15 protein-coding genes are annotated in these 13,977 nt (G+C 63.6%); 14 read left to right on the forward strand and 1 reads right to left on the reverse strand.

What is annotated here, in order from left to right; translation table 11 throughout:
* The first annotated feature begins 1 nt into the window (after position 1).
* Positions 2–670 (forward strand): ribulose-phosphate 3-epimerase, encoded by a 669-nt coding sequence (gene rpe / locus P4U43_RS02515; protein ID WP_056549406.1) that lies wholly within the window; start codon positions 2–4, stop codon positions 668–670.
* 10 nt (positions 671–680) lie between these two features.
* Here rpe and P4U43_RS02520 read toward each other — a convergent pair whose 3' ends face one another.
* Positions 681–1,358: an acVLRF1 family peptidyl-tRNA hydrolase gene (locus P4U43_RS02520; RefSeq protein WP_277357304.1), complete on the reverse strand. Its 678-nt coding sequence runs from the start codon at positions 1,356–1,358 to the stop codon at positions 681–683.
* Between the two features lie 60 nt (positions 1,359–1,418).
* Here P4U43_RS02520 and P4U43_RS02525 point away from each other — a divergent pair, with 60 nt between their 5' ends.
* The 13 genes from P4U43_RS02525 (at position 1,419) to nusB (ending at position 13,943) form a co-directional block, all read left to right on the forward strand.
* Positions 1,419–2,867, forward strand: coding sequence for a replication-associated recombination protein A (locus P4U43_RS02525; protein WP_056549409.1), 1,449 nt, complete (start codon positions 1,419–1,421; stop codon positions 2,865–2,867).
* 231 nt (positions 2,868–3,098) lie between these two features.
* Complete coding sequence (gene rpsD, locus P4U43_RS02530; RefSeq protein WP_056549410.1) at positions 3,099–3,725, forward strand: 30S ribosomal protein S4; 627 nt, start codon at positions 3,099–3,101, stop codon at positions 3,723–3,725.
* A 151-nt stretch (positions 3,726–3,876) separates the two neighbouring features.
* Entirely contained in the window at positions 3,877–4,251 is a 375-nt protein-coding gene (locus P4U43_RS02535) for a DUF948 domain-containing protein (RefSeq protein ID WP_056549411.1), read from the forward strand.
* A 48-nt stretch (positions 4,252–4,299) separates the two neighbouring features.
* Positions 4,300–4,527, forward strand: a complete 228-nt coding sequence (locus P4U43_RS02540; protein ID WP_056549412.1) for a hypothetical protein — start codon at positions 4,300–4,302, stop codon at positions 4,525–4,527.
* Positions 4,528–4,586: 59 nt separating this feature from the next.
* Positions 4,587–7,265 (forward strand): alanine--tRNA ligase, encoded by a 2,679-nt coding sequence (alaS, locus tag P4U43_RS02545; RefSeq protein WP_277357305.1) that lies wholly within the window; start codon positions 4,587–4,589, stop codon positions 7,263–7,265.
* A 17-nt stretch (positions 7,266–7,282) separates the two neighbouring features.
* A complete protein-coding gene (gene ruvX, locus P4U43_RS02550) occupies positions 7,283–7,858 on the forward strand; it encodes a Holliday junction resolvase RuvX (RefSeq protein WP_277357306.1) in 576 nt (191 codons plus the stop codon).
* On the forward strand, positions 7,855–9,078 hold the full coding sequence (gene mltG, locus P4U43_RS02555) for an endolytic transglycosylase MltG (protein ID WP_056549416.1): 1,224 nt from the start codon (positions 7,855–7,857) through the stop codon (positions 9,076–9,078). The genes ruvX and mltG overlap by 4 nt, the downstream gene beginning before the upstream one ends.
* Positions 9,079–9,981, forward strand: coding sequence for a shikimate dehydrogenase family protein (locus P4U43_RS02560; RefSeq protein WP_277357307.1), 903 nt, complete (start codon positions 9,079–9,081; stop codon positions 9,979–9,981).
* A 31-nt stretch (positions 9,982–10,012) separates the two neighbouring features.
* A complete protein-coding gene (gene aroC / locus P4U43_RS02565; RefSeq protein ID WP_277357308.1) occupies positions 10,013–11,212 on the forward strand; it encodes a chorismate synthase in 1,200 nt (399 codons plus the stop codon).
* 26 nt (positions 11,213–11,238) lie between these two features.
* The gene (locus tag P4U43_RS02570) at positions 11,239–11,763 is read left to right on the forward strand and encodes a shikimate kinase (RefSeq protein WP_277357309.1); all 525 of its coding nucleotides are present in this window, start codon (positions 11,239–11,241) and stop codon (positions 11,761–11,763) included.
* On the forward strand, positions 11,760–12,851 hold the full coding sequence (aroB, locus tag P4U43_RS02575; protein ID WP_277357310.1) for a 3-dehydroquinate synthase: 1,092 nt from the start codon (positions 11,760–11,762) through the stop codon (positions 12,849–12,851). Before P4U43_RS02570 ends, aroB begins: the two co-directional genes overlap by 4 nt.
* Positions 12,852–12,972: 121 nt before the next feature.
* A complete protein-coding gene (efp, locus tag P4U43_RS02580) occupies positions 12,973–13,536 on the forward strand; it encodes an elongation factor P (RefSeq protein WP_056549427.1) in 564 nt (187 codons plus the stop codon).
* Entirely contained in the window at positions 13,533–13,943 is a 411-nt protein-coding gene (nusB, locus tag P4U43_RS02585) for a transcription antitermination factor NusB (RefSeq protein WP_204536095.1), read from the forward strand. The genes efp and nusB overlap by 4 nt, the downstream gene beginning before the upstream one ends.
* Positions 13,944–13,977 lie beyond the last annotated feature (34 nt).

Consider the following 13,977-nt stretch of genomic DNA (forward strand, 5'->3'; position numbering starts at 1 on the left):
ATTGAGAACCTGCTGCATTCACCCAAGCATCCTGTCGGCGGACTTCGTCAACCTGCAGTCCGAACTCGGACGCATTTCCACTGCGGACGCCGTGCACGTGGACGTCATGGACAACAGCTTCGTTCCCAACCTCACGCTCGGGCTTCCAGTTGTGAAACGGATTCAGGCAGTGAGTCCCGTCCCGCTGGACGTGCACCTCATGATTGACGACGCCGACCGCTGGGCCCCTGAGTATGCCGCCGTGGGTGCCGCTTCAGTCACATTCCATGCCGAAGCGGCTCGGGCACCGATCAGGCTGGCACGGGAATTGCGTTCAGCAGGCACACGCGCGGGTATGGCTCTGCGCCCCGCTACCGCCGTCGAGCCCTATCTGGACATGCTCGGCGAGCTGGACATGCTGCTCATCATGACAGTGGAGCCCGGCTTCGGGGGACAGTCTTTCCTTGATGTGACGCTTCCCAAGATCCGGCGGGCGGCCGAGGCCATCCGCGGCTCAGATTTGCCGCTTGTCATTCAGGTCGACGGGGGTATCACGAAGGACACCATAGTCCGCGCAGCCGAAGCCGGAGCTACGGTTTTCGTGGCGGGGTCTTCGGTCTATGGTGCAGAAGATCCCGCGGAGGCCATCGCGGGGCTCCGGCGGGCAGCGTCTGACCAGCACACCCGGTAGGCATTAGGGCTTAGGCCGGCGGTATGCCGGTCAGGGTGATACGCAGCGCCCGCGTGTCGGCAGCCGCCTGGCGGAGCACGTCCTGGCGTGGGTCGGGTACGGGCAGGAGAGGCAGGCGGGGGAGACTGCGGTAGGCAGCCAGTCTCGCGTGCCCAAGGCACTCGGAGAAAAGCTTTGCGTCGCCGCCCGGCTGTAGGCAGGCAGGATGGTCCGCGTCGAAGAGGACAGCCGCCCGCTCTGCTGCGGTATCGACCAGTGCATCAGCCTGGTTGGCCCTTCGCCGGGCGAACCGCTGCTGGGACCAGCCGCCGGCGGCGGTACGTGACTGGACATAGCGGGTGCCGTTCTTCGAAGCGATGAGGGCTCCCTCCCTTGCAATCCCGACGCCGTAGCCGCCGCGCCGGATCAGGAGCACACCTACGGTGACTGGAACCGACGAAACCCGGATCAGTGCTTCAATCGCCGGCTGCGGCTCGGACGGCATCGGTTCACTGAAGACCTCACTCCGGCTGAGAACAGCAAGGGGAGCGGCGATCTCGGCCCTGCACCCATTTGCGGCCCGCAGGACCACAACGCCGGCCTTGCGATCGGCGTGTTCTGCAGAGAAAGTTCCGTTTCGCTCGCCGAAGCGCTGCACCCAGCCGGCCAGGCGCTCGGGCGTGACCAGCACCGACCGTTTGTCCTGCACGTCGCTTCCTTTCGGACCTGTGGGCATTGGGTGTCAGAGGTTCACAGTAGCCTTGGCACTGTGAACGACCTATTCAGCCTCGACTCCGACGGCTATGGCGAGCCGGCTACCGCCTCGGGGACGGAACGCAACCGGCCACGCAGCCCGCTGCCGGTGCGGATGCGCCCGCGCACGGTCGATGAAGTGGTTGGGCAGCAGCACCTCCTCGGTGTGGGGTCTCCGCTTCGGACCTTGGCGGCAGGGGAGCCGGCCGCACGCACGGGAGCTCCAACGTCCGTCATCCTTTGGGGGCCGCCCGGTACAGGAAAGACCACGCTGGCGCATGTCATTGCGCGCGGTCAGGGCCGCAAATTCGTCGAACTGTCTGCAATAACCGCAGGCGTCAAGGACGTCCGCCGGGTGATGGATGAAGCCCTGTCCAACCGGGACCTGCACCGCATCACAACAGTTCTTTTTCTGGATGAGATCCACCGTTTCAATAAGGCGCAGCAGGATGCGCTGTTGCCCGGCGTCGAGAACGGCTGGGTAGTACTCATTGCGGCCACTACGGAGAACCCGTCGTTCTCGGTTGTCTCCCCGCTGCTGTCCCGTTCCCTTCTGCAGACGCTGAAGCCGCTCACTGAAGAGGACATCAGTGCACTGCTGCAACGCGCCGTGGAGGACCCGCGCGGCCTGGCAGGAGAAGTCGCGCTCGAGGAGGATGCGCTGGCGCACCTGGTGAGGTTAGCCGCCGGCGATGCCCGTCGGGGACTGACGGCACTTGAGGCAGCTGCCGGCGTCGCATGCTCCGCGGTATCGGAACAGGGACCGGACGAGGATGAAGACGAGGAAGCGGAAGAGGCATCGGCGAGCGAAGGAGCCCACCCTGGACCTGTCCGCATCACGCTCCAGCATGCCGAAAAAGCTGTTGACGTCGCTGCCTTGCGCTATGACCGCGCAGGGGACCAGCACTATGACGTGGTCAGCGCCTTCATCAAGTCCCTGCGCGGTTCAGATGTGGATGCCGCGCTGCACTACCTGGCCCGCATGCTGGAATCCGGCGAAGACCCCCGCTTCGTGGCACGCAGACTGATGATCTCCGCGGCGGAGGACGTCGGGATGGCAGATCCCACTGCGCTCCAGACAGCGGTTGCAGCGGCACAGGCCGTTCAGCTGATTGGAATGCCGGAGGGCCGCATCATCCTCGCGGAAGCTGTCGTGCATATTGCCACCGCACCGAAGTCAAACGCCGCCTACAACGGAATCAATCGGGCTATCGCCGATGTTCGGGCGGGAAAGGGGCAGGGCATACCCGCGCACCTTCGGGACGCCCACTATCCCGGCGCACGGCAACTGGGCCACGGGAAAGGGTACGTTTATTCACATGATGAACCCCATGGAATCGCGAGCCAGCAGTATGCACCGGATGACCTCGTGGGCACCGACTACTACGTTCCGACTGACCGGGGTACCGAACGGACAGTTTCCGCGCGGCTGGAGAAACTTCGCGCCATTATTCGGAACCGCTGAGCACTGCTAGGATAGTGCGTTGACTGGCAAGTCGCGGCTCATCCATGCCCGCTACCCGCAGATCTGAATTTTCTCAGATCCCTTGGGCAGCAGCACCAGTGAGAACCCGCGGACTGTAGTACCGGAAAAGCGGCCCCTTCCGGCTCTCCGAACGTGGAGGCCAGCGACACCAAAGAGCTCGCGGCGTTCGCCGTCGTGAGCTGCTTCGCCGCAAAACAGTGAAAGGTAAACGTGGCTAACAACACACGTGCCCGCCGCAAGGTCCGCATCTCGCGGGCCCTCGGCATTGCTCTGACCCCGAAGGCCGAGAAGTACCTGGAGCGTCGTCCGTACGCACCGGGACAGCACGGCCGCTCCCGCCGCAAGCAGGACAGCGACTACGCAGTACGCCTGCGCGAAAAGCAGCGTCTGCGCGCGCAGTACGGTATCCGCGAAGCGCAGATGGCCCGCGTCTTCGAAGAGGCCCGCCGTACAGCTGGCCTGACCGGTGAGAACCTCATCGAACTGCTCGAAATGCGCCTTGACGCACTTGTGCTGCGTGCGGGTTTCGCACGCACCAGCGCCCAGGCACGCCAGCTCGTGGTTCACCGTCACATCATGGTCGACGGTGCACGCGTGGACCGTCCGTCGTTCCGCGTCAAGGAAGGACAGCTCATCCACGTGCACAGCCGCAGCGAGACCATGGTTCCGCTGCAGGTTGCCGCAGCAGGCGCTCACCGCGATGTGCTTCCGGCAGTTCCCGCGTATCTTGACGTTCAGATTGAGAAGCTCCAGGCCCGCCTGGTCCGCCGCCCCAAGCGCTCGGAGGTCCCTGTGACCTGTGAAGAGCAGCTCGTGGTGGAATACTACGCCCGCTGATCCAACGCCGAATTCGGCGTGTCGGCAGTACAACTGAACATCAGTTACCCAAGAGCCCGCGGCGCACGCCGCGGGCTCTTGAGTAGGTAAGGTACATAGGGAATCGCGGGCGCCTGCCCGCTCTGCGCGAGGACTAAGGAGTTGTTCACGAATGTCAGGTGGAGATATCGCCGGGCTGATTGCCGCCGGAGTCTTTGCGATCCTGGTCGCGCTGCTTGCCATCCCGGTGTGGAAGCTTGGCAAGGTTTTCGATGAGCTTCGCCAGGCCATCCGGTCCGTGAGCGAGGGCACCACTCCGCTCATCGATGAGGTCACCAGCACGGTGTCGACAACCCATCAACAGTTGAAGAACGTTGACGGGATCACCTCAAATGTGTCGGACGCCTCGGCCAACATCTCCGCGCTGTCGTCGCTGGTCGCAGCCACAGTGGGATCCCCGCTCATCAAGGTGGCGGCGTTCTCCTACGGGGTGCGCAACGCATTCGCCTCAAGACGGAAGCCGGCCTCCCGCCGTCGTAGTCGTTGATCGATACCTCACCTACAAGACGCACTTACAACAGACGAGGAATTCTTGATGATCAAGAGGGTTTTCTGGCTCGCGGCAGGTGCCGCTATCGGGGTCATAGCGGTACGCAAGGTATCTGCGATGAAGTCGGCTGTCGGTCCCGAGGGACTGAACCGTGCTGTCGCGCAGCTGACTGACAGCGTCGCCGACTTCGCCGACGTATTCCGGCAGGGAATGCTGGAGCGCGAGACCGATCTGCGTGCTGCGCTAGGCGTTGATACCGAGCACCGTTCCTGATCCCTGAATCACCCGAAACCGCCGCTGCGCCCGTCCGCGCGCAACACCGAAGGATTCCCATGAAGTCCCAAGAGATCGCCCGCCGCTGGCTCGACTACTTTGAACGCCAGGGACACACCCGCGTGCCGTCGGCCTCCCTGGTGTCCAGCGACCCGTCACTGCTGTTCACTGTTGCCGGTATGGTTCCCTTCATTCCCTACCTGACTGCACGCGAGGTGCCACCCTACAACCGAGCGACGAGCATCCAGAAGTGCATCCGTACCGCGGACATTGAGGAAGTGGGCAAGACCGCCAGGCACGGCACGTTCTTTCAGATGTGCGGAAACTTCTCCTTCGGCGACTACTTCAAGCAGAACGCCATACGCATGGCGTGGGAGCTGCTGACAAGCAGTGTGGAAGACGGCGGCTTTGGACTGGCTGCCGACCGGTTGTGGGTCACGGTGTACCAGGACGACGACGAGGCCCTGGCCATCTGGCGGGACGAAGTGGGATTCCCAGCCGGACGAATCCAGAAGATGGGGAAGAAAGACAACTACTGGAACACCGGCCAGCCTGGCCCCGGCGGGCCGTGCTCTGAAATCTTCTACGACCGCGGGCCGGAGTACGGCAGGGACGGCGGACCGGAGGCGGACGAAGACCGTTACATCGAAATCTGGAACCTCGTGTTCATGCAGTACCGGCTCTCGGCCGTGCGCAGCAAGGATGATTTCGACATCGCGGGTGAACTGCCCAAGAAGAATATCGACACCGGCCTGGGCCTGGAGCGCCTGGCAATGGTGCTGCAGGGCGTAGAAAACATGTACGAGACCGATCAGGTTCGCCCTGTATTGGACAAGGCTGCGGAACTGTCCGGCCGCGAGTACACCAGTGCAGAATCCGACGACGACCCGCACCACCAGGACGACGTGCGGATGCGTGTCGTGGCCGACCACATCCGTTCAGCCCTGATGCTGATCACCGACGGTGTGACGCCGTCCAATGAAGGCAGGGGCTACGTCCTTCGACGGCTGATACGCCGGGCGGTGAGGGCGATGCGCCTGCTGGGGGTTGAGAAGGCGTGTCTGCCGGAGCTCCTGCCCGTTTCCCGGGACGCCATGAAGGGTGTCTACCCGGAGGTCGAGCGGGACTTCGAACGCATCAGCCGGATCGCCTATGCGGAAGAGAAGGCGTTCCTGCGCACCATCGCTTCCGGCACGGCCCGCCTCGAGGAAGCCGTCCGCGAGTCAAAGAGCGCGGGCCGGAACCTGTCCGGCGAGGACGCATTCAGCCTGCATGACACCTACGGGTTCCCCATCGATCTCACCCTTGAAATGGCTGAGGAAGCCGGCGTGAAAGTCGACGCCGAAGGGTTCCGCGCACTGATGCTCGAGCAGCGCGAGCGGGCGCAGGCTGACGCGCGCGGCAAGAAGGCCGGGCACGCTGACATGACGGTTTTCAACGAGCTGCTCACAACTGGTGAGACGGTATTCACCGGGTACGACGAATTGACCAGTGAGGCTGTGGTGCGGGGCATCATCAGCAACGGAGCGTCAATTCCCGCCGCGCGTCAGGGCGAGGAAATCGAACTGATCCTCGACCGGACCCCGTTCTACGCCGAGGCCGGTGGACAGGCCGCGGATGTCGGCCTGATCACGGGGAACGGCTTCACCGTGGAGGTCACGGACGTCCAGAGGCCAATCAAGGGATTGAACGTTCACCGTGCGCTTGTCCGCGAGGGCGAAATCACGCAGGGTGCGCCTGTTACCGCAGCCGTGGACCGTCAACGTCGCCATGCGGGTGAACAGGCACACTCGGGAACACATATTGTCCACGCTGCGCTCCACCAGGTCCTCGGCCCCGACGCGCTGCAGCGCGGTTCGTTCAACAAGGCCGGATACTTGCGGTTCGACTTCTCCTGGGGAGAGGGCATCAGCACGGCAGCCCGCTCTGAGATCGAAGAAGTCTCGAACCTCGCTATCCGCAGCAACCACACCGTCGAAACGAAGGTGATGGGCCTCGATGAAGCCAAGGCACTAGGCGCAACGGCGCTGTTCGGGGAGGCATACGGAGACAGGGTGCGCGTCGTCGAAATCAATGGCGAGTGGTCGCGCGAATTGTGCGGCGGCACCCACGTCGACTCAACGTCGCTCATCGGTACGTTGACACTGCTCGGGGACCAGTCGGTGGGATCCGGCAACCGCCGTGTCGAGGCCCTCGTCGGCATGGACGCTTTCCGGCACGCTGCCGCTGAGCGCGCTCTGGTTACCGAGCTCTCGGAAATGTTGAAGGTGCCCTCCCCGCAGCTTCCGGAGCGCCTCGGCGCAACCCTGAACCGGCTCAAAGCAGCCGAGAAGGAACTGGAGCGCCTGAGGAAGGAACAGCTGTCGAACGCCGCCGCCTCGCTCGTCGCTACCGCCCAGGACCTTGCCGGCGTGCGCTTAATCATCCACGACGCCGGCACCGTCGGCAGTGCGGACGATCTCCGCAATCTCGCGCTCGATTTGCGGGGACGCCTCGGCTCAGGAGCCGCTGCGGTTGCTGTGGCCGGAGTCAGCAAGGACCGTCCGGTGGTCCTCGTCGTCACCAACGAGGAAGCACGCGCAGCAGGGGTGAAGGCCGGTGCGCTCGTGCGTACCGCTGCAGGTATCCTCGGCGGCGGGGGCGGCGGCAAGGACGACATGGCGCAGGGCGGCGGATCCGATCCGGCTAAGGTTCAGTCGGCGCTGGAGTCCATCCGCGCCGCCGTGGCGGCCAGGTAGCAGGACCTCCTTCCATCGTGGCATCCGGAGAGTACCCTCGAGGGGTCAAGATCGGCGTGGACGTCGGCATGGTTCGCGTGGGAGTTGCGGCCAGTGACAGAGACGGTCTGATCGCCACGCCCGTCTGCACTCTCAATCGGGATTCGCGGAAGAACAGGGACTTGCGCCTGCTTCTCAGGAACATTGTGGAGCTGGCAGCCGTTGAAGTATTCGTTGGGCTGCCACGCAACCTGAGCGGGACCGAGTCCGCGTCAACGGCCATGGCACGCAGTTACGCGGCGACCCTTGCCGGCATGATCTCCGAAGCCCACATGGACGTGCCGGTGCGATTGATCGACGAGCGGCTCTCCTCCGTTTCGGCCCATAGGTCGCTTCGGCAGGCTGGCTTGAACAGTCGTCAACACCGTAAGGTAGTAGATCAGGTGGCAGCCGTGGAGATCCTTCAACATGCCATCGACATGCAACGTAACCTTGAGCGGGATGTGGGGGAGCCGGTCGTTCAGGACCGGCGGCGAAGTCTTGATCCGCCGTCGGCCTCATCTGAGGAGTCAGACATTTCGCAAACCTACAGTGGGAGGAAAGAGGAGCAGTGAGCCATCGTCATCCTCCTTTCCCGGCAGCAGACCACGGAGCTGAACAGCACCCCGACGATCATTTCGAGGAGCATTACCCGGTGCACCCCGAGCCAGTCGAGCAGTTTTTCGAAGCAGACCTCCCGTCCCGCCGCAACCGCCGGCCCTCCAAAGCGCGCCAGCGCCGCCGGAGGCGCAGGACCATCGTCATGCTGGTGGTCGTCCTTGGATTCGTCGGAGTAGTGGTCGCCGTCGCCATGTTCCTCAGGAGCCTCCTCGGTGTAGGGGAAGTTACTGATTACGCGGGCCCGGGAACGGGGTCGGTGACCTTTACAGTCGACGCCGGCGCCGGACCGCTGCTCGTCGGTAACAGTCTGGAGCAGCAGGACATCGTTGCCAGCGCAGACGAATTCCTCAACGCTTTTTCCTCTGTTGCCGACGGTCGCGTGATCCAGCCCGGCGACTACGAGTTGAAATACCAGATGAGTTCCGAGGAAGCAGCGAAAGCGCTGCTTGCAGACGCTGATTCCAAGGTGCACTATGCTGCCGTGGCCAGGGATTTGAGGCAGAACGAGGTCTTCGACATCCTGGCCGAGTCAACCGGGATACCGCGTGAGGAATTTGAGGCGTTAGCCGAGGATCCAACACAGTTCGGCATTCCCGAACAGTCACCCAGCCTGGAAGGGTATCTCTATCCCGGCGAGTACCGCTTCGATCTTGATGTAACCGCCACTGAAGTGATCCAACAGATGGTCGACAACACCAAGGCGGCCCTTGAGGATGCAGGAGTCACCGACCCAGCCGAGCAGTACCGCATCCTGACTATCGCGAGCATCGTCCAGGCCGAGGCCGGCCAGGCCGATTACGCGCAGGTAGCCGGCGCCATCATGAACCGACTGGGTCCGGACAATACGGAGACAAACGGTCTGATCCAGTCTGATGCGACCGTGACCTATGGGCTTGGACGCAAGAGCTACAACCTGACGCCTGAGGAAAAGGCCGACACCTCGAACCCCTACAACACGTACGCCAACGAGGGACTGCCTGTCGGTCCTATCGGGTCACCCAGCGCGGAAGCGATCGAGGCTGCGGTCAACCCAGCCGATGTGCCCTACTACTACTGGGTAACCGTCAACCTGGACTCCGGAGAAACCAAGTTCTCGGAAACGCTTGCCGAACATGCACGGTATGTCGCGGAGTACCAGGCGTGGTGCGCTGACAATGTCGGAAGGTGCGAATAGGTGGTTCCCGATCAGACGCCGGCCCAGTACCGGGCCGGCGTTATCGGCCAACCCATCGCGCATTCGAAATCACCGCTCCTTCACAGCGCTGCCTACGCCTTCCTGGGTCTTGACTGCAGTTACACGGCAATCGACACTTCGCCGGATTCGCTCAAGGACAGGGTGGCTGAGGTCAGGGCGAATCCTGCCTGGCGCGGGCTGTCTGTCACCATGCCTCACAAGGCTGCTTCCCTGCCGCTTATGGATGAGCTTGGGCCAGGGGTCGCTGAACTCGGGGTAATCAATACCGTGCGCGCTGTTGGGGCGGGCCAACAGCGGCGTCTGATCGGCTACAACACCGACATCGACGGGATCGTCCGTGCGGTACGCCACGCCGGCGCCGGGTCCCCGAAGGAGGCCCTGGTGCTCGGTGGCGGCGGGACGGCCTCAGCGGCTGTCGCTGCGCTGGCACGCATGGGAGTCGAGCGGGCGCAGATCTGCGCCAGATCACCGCAGAAGGCAGAATCCCTGGCTGAACTCGGTCGGCGGCTCGGTATCGCCGTGAAGCTCAGCGGGTTCAGCGAAGCCGCAGAGCTCTGCGGAAGCTCGTCGCTGGTGATCTCTACGCTGCCGCCGCACGGGGCGGATGAGCTTGCCGGCGCACTGGGTGCGGCAGCAGCGCGAGACGATGCTGGACTGCGGAGTGACTCCGACCCTCGCGTACTTCTCGACGTGGCCTACGACCCTTGGCCCAGCGCCCTGGCCCGGGCGTGGTCCTCGCTTGGCGGCGTCATTGTTCCAGGCCTTGAGATGCTCCTCTACCAGGCTGTGGAGCAGGTGAAACTCTTCGCCGGGGATGCCTTTCGAGAGGAGTCCGCTGTCATAAATGTGATGTGTGACGCGGTGGGGGCGCCCCGGCGCTAGCGGCGCCCTTGGGCCGTGGCAGGATGGACGTATGTTGCGTTGGTTGACGGCCGGGGAATCCCACGGCCCTGCTCTGGTCGGAATCATCGAGGGAATGCCCGCGGGCGTTGAGATCACCAGTGAGGCTATCCAGTCCGCTCTGGCCCGTCGCCGGCTCGGCTATGGCCGCGGCGCCCGCATGAAATTCGAACAGGACGAAGTGCGGATTGTCGGGGGAGTCCGCCACGGACTGACCCAGGGTGGCCCGGTGGCCATCGAGGTGGGAAACACCGAATGGCCCAAGTGGGAACAGGTCATGTCGGCGGATCCGGTGGATGCAGGAGTACTGCAGGAATCCGCGCGTAACGCACCTCTAACCCGGCCCCGGCCCGGCCACGCGGATTTCACCGGCATGCAGAAGTATGGTTTCGATGAGGCGCGGCCGGTGCTTGAACGCGCCAGTGCAAGGGAGACGGCCGCTCGCGTAGCGTTGGGCGCCGTTGCAGCCCAATTCCTGTCGTCCCTCGGCATCGAGCTCGTCAGCCACACCGTCGGTGTGGCGTCCGTCGCCGTTCCGGAAGGATCCGAACTGCCGGGCCCCCGGGACGTCCTGGCACTGGATGAAGATCCCCTGCGCTGCTTTGACCGCGAAACCTCAACCGCAATGGTGGCCGAAGTGGATGCCGCCCACAAGGACGGGGAGACACTCGGTGGGGTGGTCGAGGTGCTCGCCTACGGGCTTCCCCCCGGACTGGGAAGCTATGTCCACTGGGACCGCCGGCTCGACGCCCGCCTCGCGGGTGCGCTGATGGGTATTCAGGCCATCAAGGGCGTTGAGGTGGGCGACGGCTTCGAGACTGCCCGGCGGCGGGGCTCGGCGGCGCATGATGAGATCGTGCGGGAACAGTCCGGGCGGATCGGGCGCACAACCAACAGGGCAGGCGGGATCGAGGGCGGTATGAGCATCGGTGATGTCCTGCGCGTGCGAGCAGCCATGAAACCCATCGCAACGGTTCCGCGAGCCCTCCAGACAATCGATGTAAGTACCGGTGACGCCGCCAGGGCTCACCACCAGCGTTCCGATGTGTGTGCTGTGCCCGCGGCGGGTGTAGTCGCCGAAGCCATGGTTGCCCTGGTCCTCGCAGAAGCCGTGACGGAGAAGTTCGGGGGCGATTCTGTGGCGGAAACGAAGCGCAACGTCAATTCATACCTGGAGAGTATCCCGGCGTCCCTGAATTCGGTTGCGCCCTGATGCATCCGGCGGCCCATAAACCGCTGGTGCTCATCGGGCTCATGGCCACGGGAAAATCGACCGTCGGGCGTCGGATCGCTTCCAGGCATGGCTGGCGATTCGTCGATACGGACGCAGCGATCGTCGACCGCCATGGCCCGATTCCCGCCATTTTTGCTGAAGTCGGCGAACCGGGCTTCCGGCGACTCGAGGCCGGCATCGTGTCTGAGGTCCTCACGGCAGCGGAACCAGGCACAGTCATTTCCCTCGGGGGAGGAGCGGTCCTCAACGAAGGGACGCGGCGGCTTCTTGGATCAGCTTTCGTGGTCTTCCTCGACGCGGACCTTTTGACCGTCCTGCCGCGGCTCAGCGGCGACACCGGCAGGCCGTTGCTGGCCCAGGACCCGGGCGAGACCTGGGCGCGGCTTGAGCAGGAGCGCCGTCCTCTCTACGAAGCTCTGGCAGACACGGTGATAGATACTCGGAATGCGTCCGAAGAAGCAGTTGCCGACCGTCTCGAAATCCGCCTGCGAAACCACATTCTTACTGAAGATAAGGACCAACGGCCATGACCGCTGAACCTACTGCCATCCGCATCTCGGGAAGTTCCGCGGCGGAGAACTACGACGTCGTCGTCGGGCATGGCCTGCTGGACCGGCTCTCACCGCTGCTCGGCGAGCGGGTCCGGCGTGTCCTGGTGGTTCACCCCCGCGCCCTGCGATCCACAGGAGATACCGTTCGGGAGCAGTTGGCCGGAGATGGATTCACTGCGGTCACAGCAGAGATTCCGGACGCCGAAGAAGGCAAGCACATCCAGGTGGCCGCATTCTGCTGGCAGGTACTCGGCCAGAACGATTTCACGCGGTCCGATGCCATCGTGGCTGTCGGTGGAGGTGCGGTCACCGACGTCGCCGGCTTCGTTGCCGCGACCTGGCTGCGCGGGGTCAAGGTCGTGCACCTGCCCACCACCCTGCTCGGCATGGTGGACGCCGCCGTTGGCGGTAAGACCGGGATCAACACCGCCGAGGGCAAAAACCTGGTCGGGTCCTTTCATCCGCCGGCGGGAGTTTTCGCCGATCTGGACGCTCTTCAGACACTTCCGGCCAATGAATTGATCACCGGCATGGCCGAGGTTGTGAAGTGCGGATTCATTGCGGACCCCCGAATCCTCGAGCTGCTGGAGTCGGACCCCGAAGCGGTCAAGGACCCCATCAGCGGCGCCGTACGCGAACTCGTAGAGCGTTCAATCGCTGTGAAGGCTGCTGTGGTTTCCGAGGACCTCAAGGAGTCCGGCCGGCGCGAATTCCTGAACTACGGGCACACGCTGGCGCACGCAATCGAACTGGCGGAACGCTACTCCTGGCGGCACGGAGCCGCCGTCTCGGTAGGCCTCGTCTTCGCAGCGGAACTGTCTCGGATGGTTGGCCGCCTGGATGATGCCACAGCAGACAGGCACCGCTCGATCCTGGAAACGCTTGGCCTTCCCGTGACGTACCGGCGTGACCGCTGGGCAACGCTTTTGGACGGCATGCGGCGGGACAAGAAGGCGCGGGGTGACCTGCTGCGGTTCGTGGTGCTCGATGACGTTGCCCGGCCTGGAATTCTTGAGGTCCCGGACACATCACTCCTCTTCGCCGCGTACCAGGAAATCGCTTCCTGATCCGGTTACCGCGGGCAGGGTAGACTGGTCTTCGGTCTTTTGGCGGGCAGTTCCTGAACAGTCCGGTACTGCGCCTGCTGCGACGTAAGCCAAACATCAGTGAATCGACGAAAGAGAATCCGTGGCTACCACGAATGACATCAAGAACGGCACTGTTCTCAAGCTTGAGGGAAACCTCTGGAATGTGCTTGAGTTCCAGCACGTGAAGCCGGGCAAGGGCGGCGCATTTGTCCGTACGAAGCTCCGCAACATCCTGTCCGGCAAGGTCGTCGACAAAACCTTCAACGCCGGGCTCAAGATCGAAACTGCCACCGTGGACCGCCGCGACTACCAGTACCTGTACAAGGACGGCGACGACTTCGTGTTCATGGACACGACGGACTATGACCAGATCACCGTTCCCGGCGCTACCGTGGGCAGTGCGGAAAATTTCATGCTCGAAAGCCAGATGGCGACCATCGCCATGCACGAGGGTTCGCCGCTCTACCTCGAACTGCCGCCGTCAGTGGTCCTTGAAATTACTTACACAGAGCGAGGGCTGCAGGGAGATCGCTCTACCGGCGGCACCAAGCCGGCCACCGTTGAAACCGGGTACGAGATCCAGGTGCCCCTTTTCCTGGAAACCGGGACCAAAGTGAAGGTCGACACCCGCTCCGGTGAGTACCTGGGACGCGTCAACGAGTGAGCGCCCGGAGCAAGGCGCGGCGCAGGGCCATGGATATCCTGTTCGAGGCCGAGCAGAGGTCCGTTTCTCCCCTGGAAGCACTGCAGGCACGCCGCGAGAAAACGGACACCGTCATCAATGAGTACTCGGTGGAGATCATCGAAGGCGTGATGGCCCACGGCACGCAGATCGATGAGTTCCTCGGCACGTATTCGCAGGGGTGGACGCTTGATCGAATGCCCGCGGTGGACCGTATGATTCTCAGGGTCGGCACCTGGGAACTGCTGTACAACGAGGATGTTCCGGACACCGTCGCTGTGAGCGAGGCTGTGCAGCTGGCAACCATGTTGTCGACCGATGAGTCGCCCACGTTCATCAACGGCTTGCTGGGCAGGCTCCAGCAGCTCAAACCCACGCTGCTGGCGTAGTTTCCAGCTGCCCGGACCGGAAGTCTGCGCCGGG

The sequence above is a fragment of the Arthrobacter vasquezii genome (assembly GCF_029455255.1).
GTDB classification, from domain to species: Bacteria; Actinomycetota; Actinomycetes; order Actinomycetales; family Micrococcaceae; genus Arthrobacter_D; species Arthrobacter_D parietis.

Coding starts and splice junctions, on each gene's coding strand:
- P4U43_RS02535 (WP_056549411.1), top strand. CDS start 3,877: ATGTCAGGTGGAGATATCGCCGGGCTGATTGCCGCCGGAGTCTTTGCG.
- P4U43_RS02540 (WP_056549412.1), top strand. CDS start 4,300: ATGATCAAGAGGGTTTTCTGGCTCGCGGCAGGTGCCGCTATCGGGGTC.
- aroC (WP_277357308.1), top strand. CDS start 10,013: ATGTTGCGTTGGTTGACGGCCGGGGAATCCCACGGCCCTGCTCTGGTC.
- aroB (WP_277357310.1), top strand. CDS start 11,760: ATGACCGCTGAACCTACTGCCATCCGCATCTCGGGAAGTTCCGCGGCG.
- alaS (WP_277357305.1), top strand. CDS start 4,587: ATGAAGTCCCAAGAGATCGCCCGCCGCTGGCTCGACTACTTTGAACGC.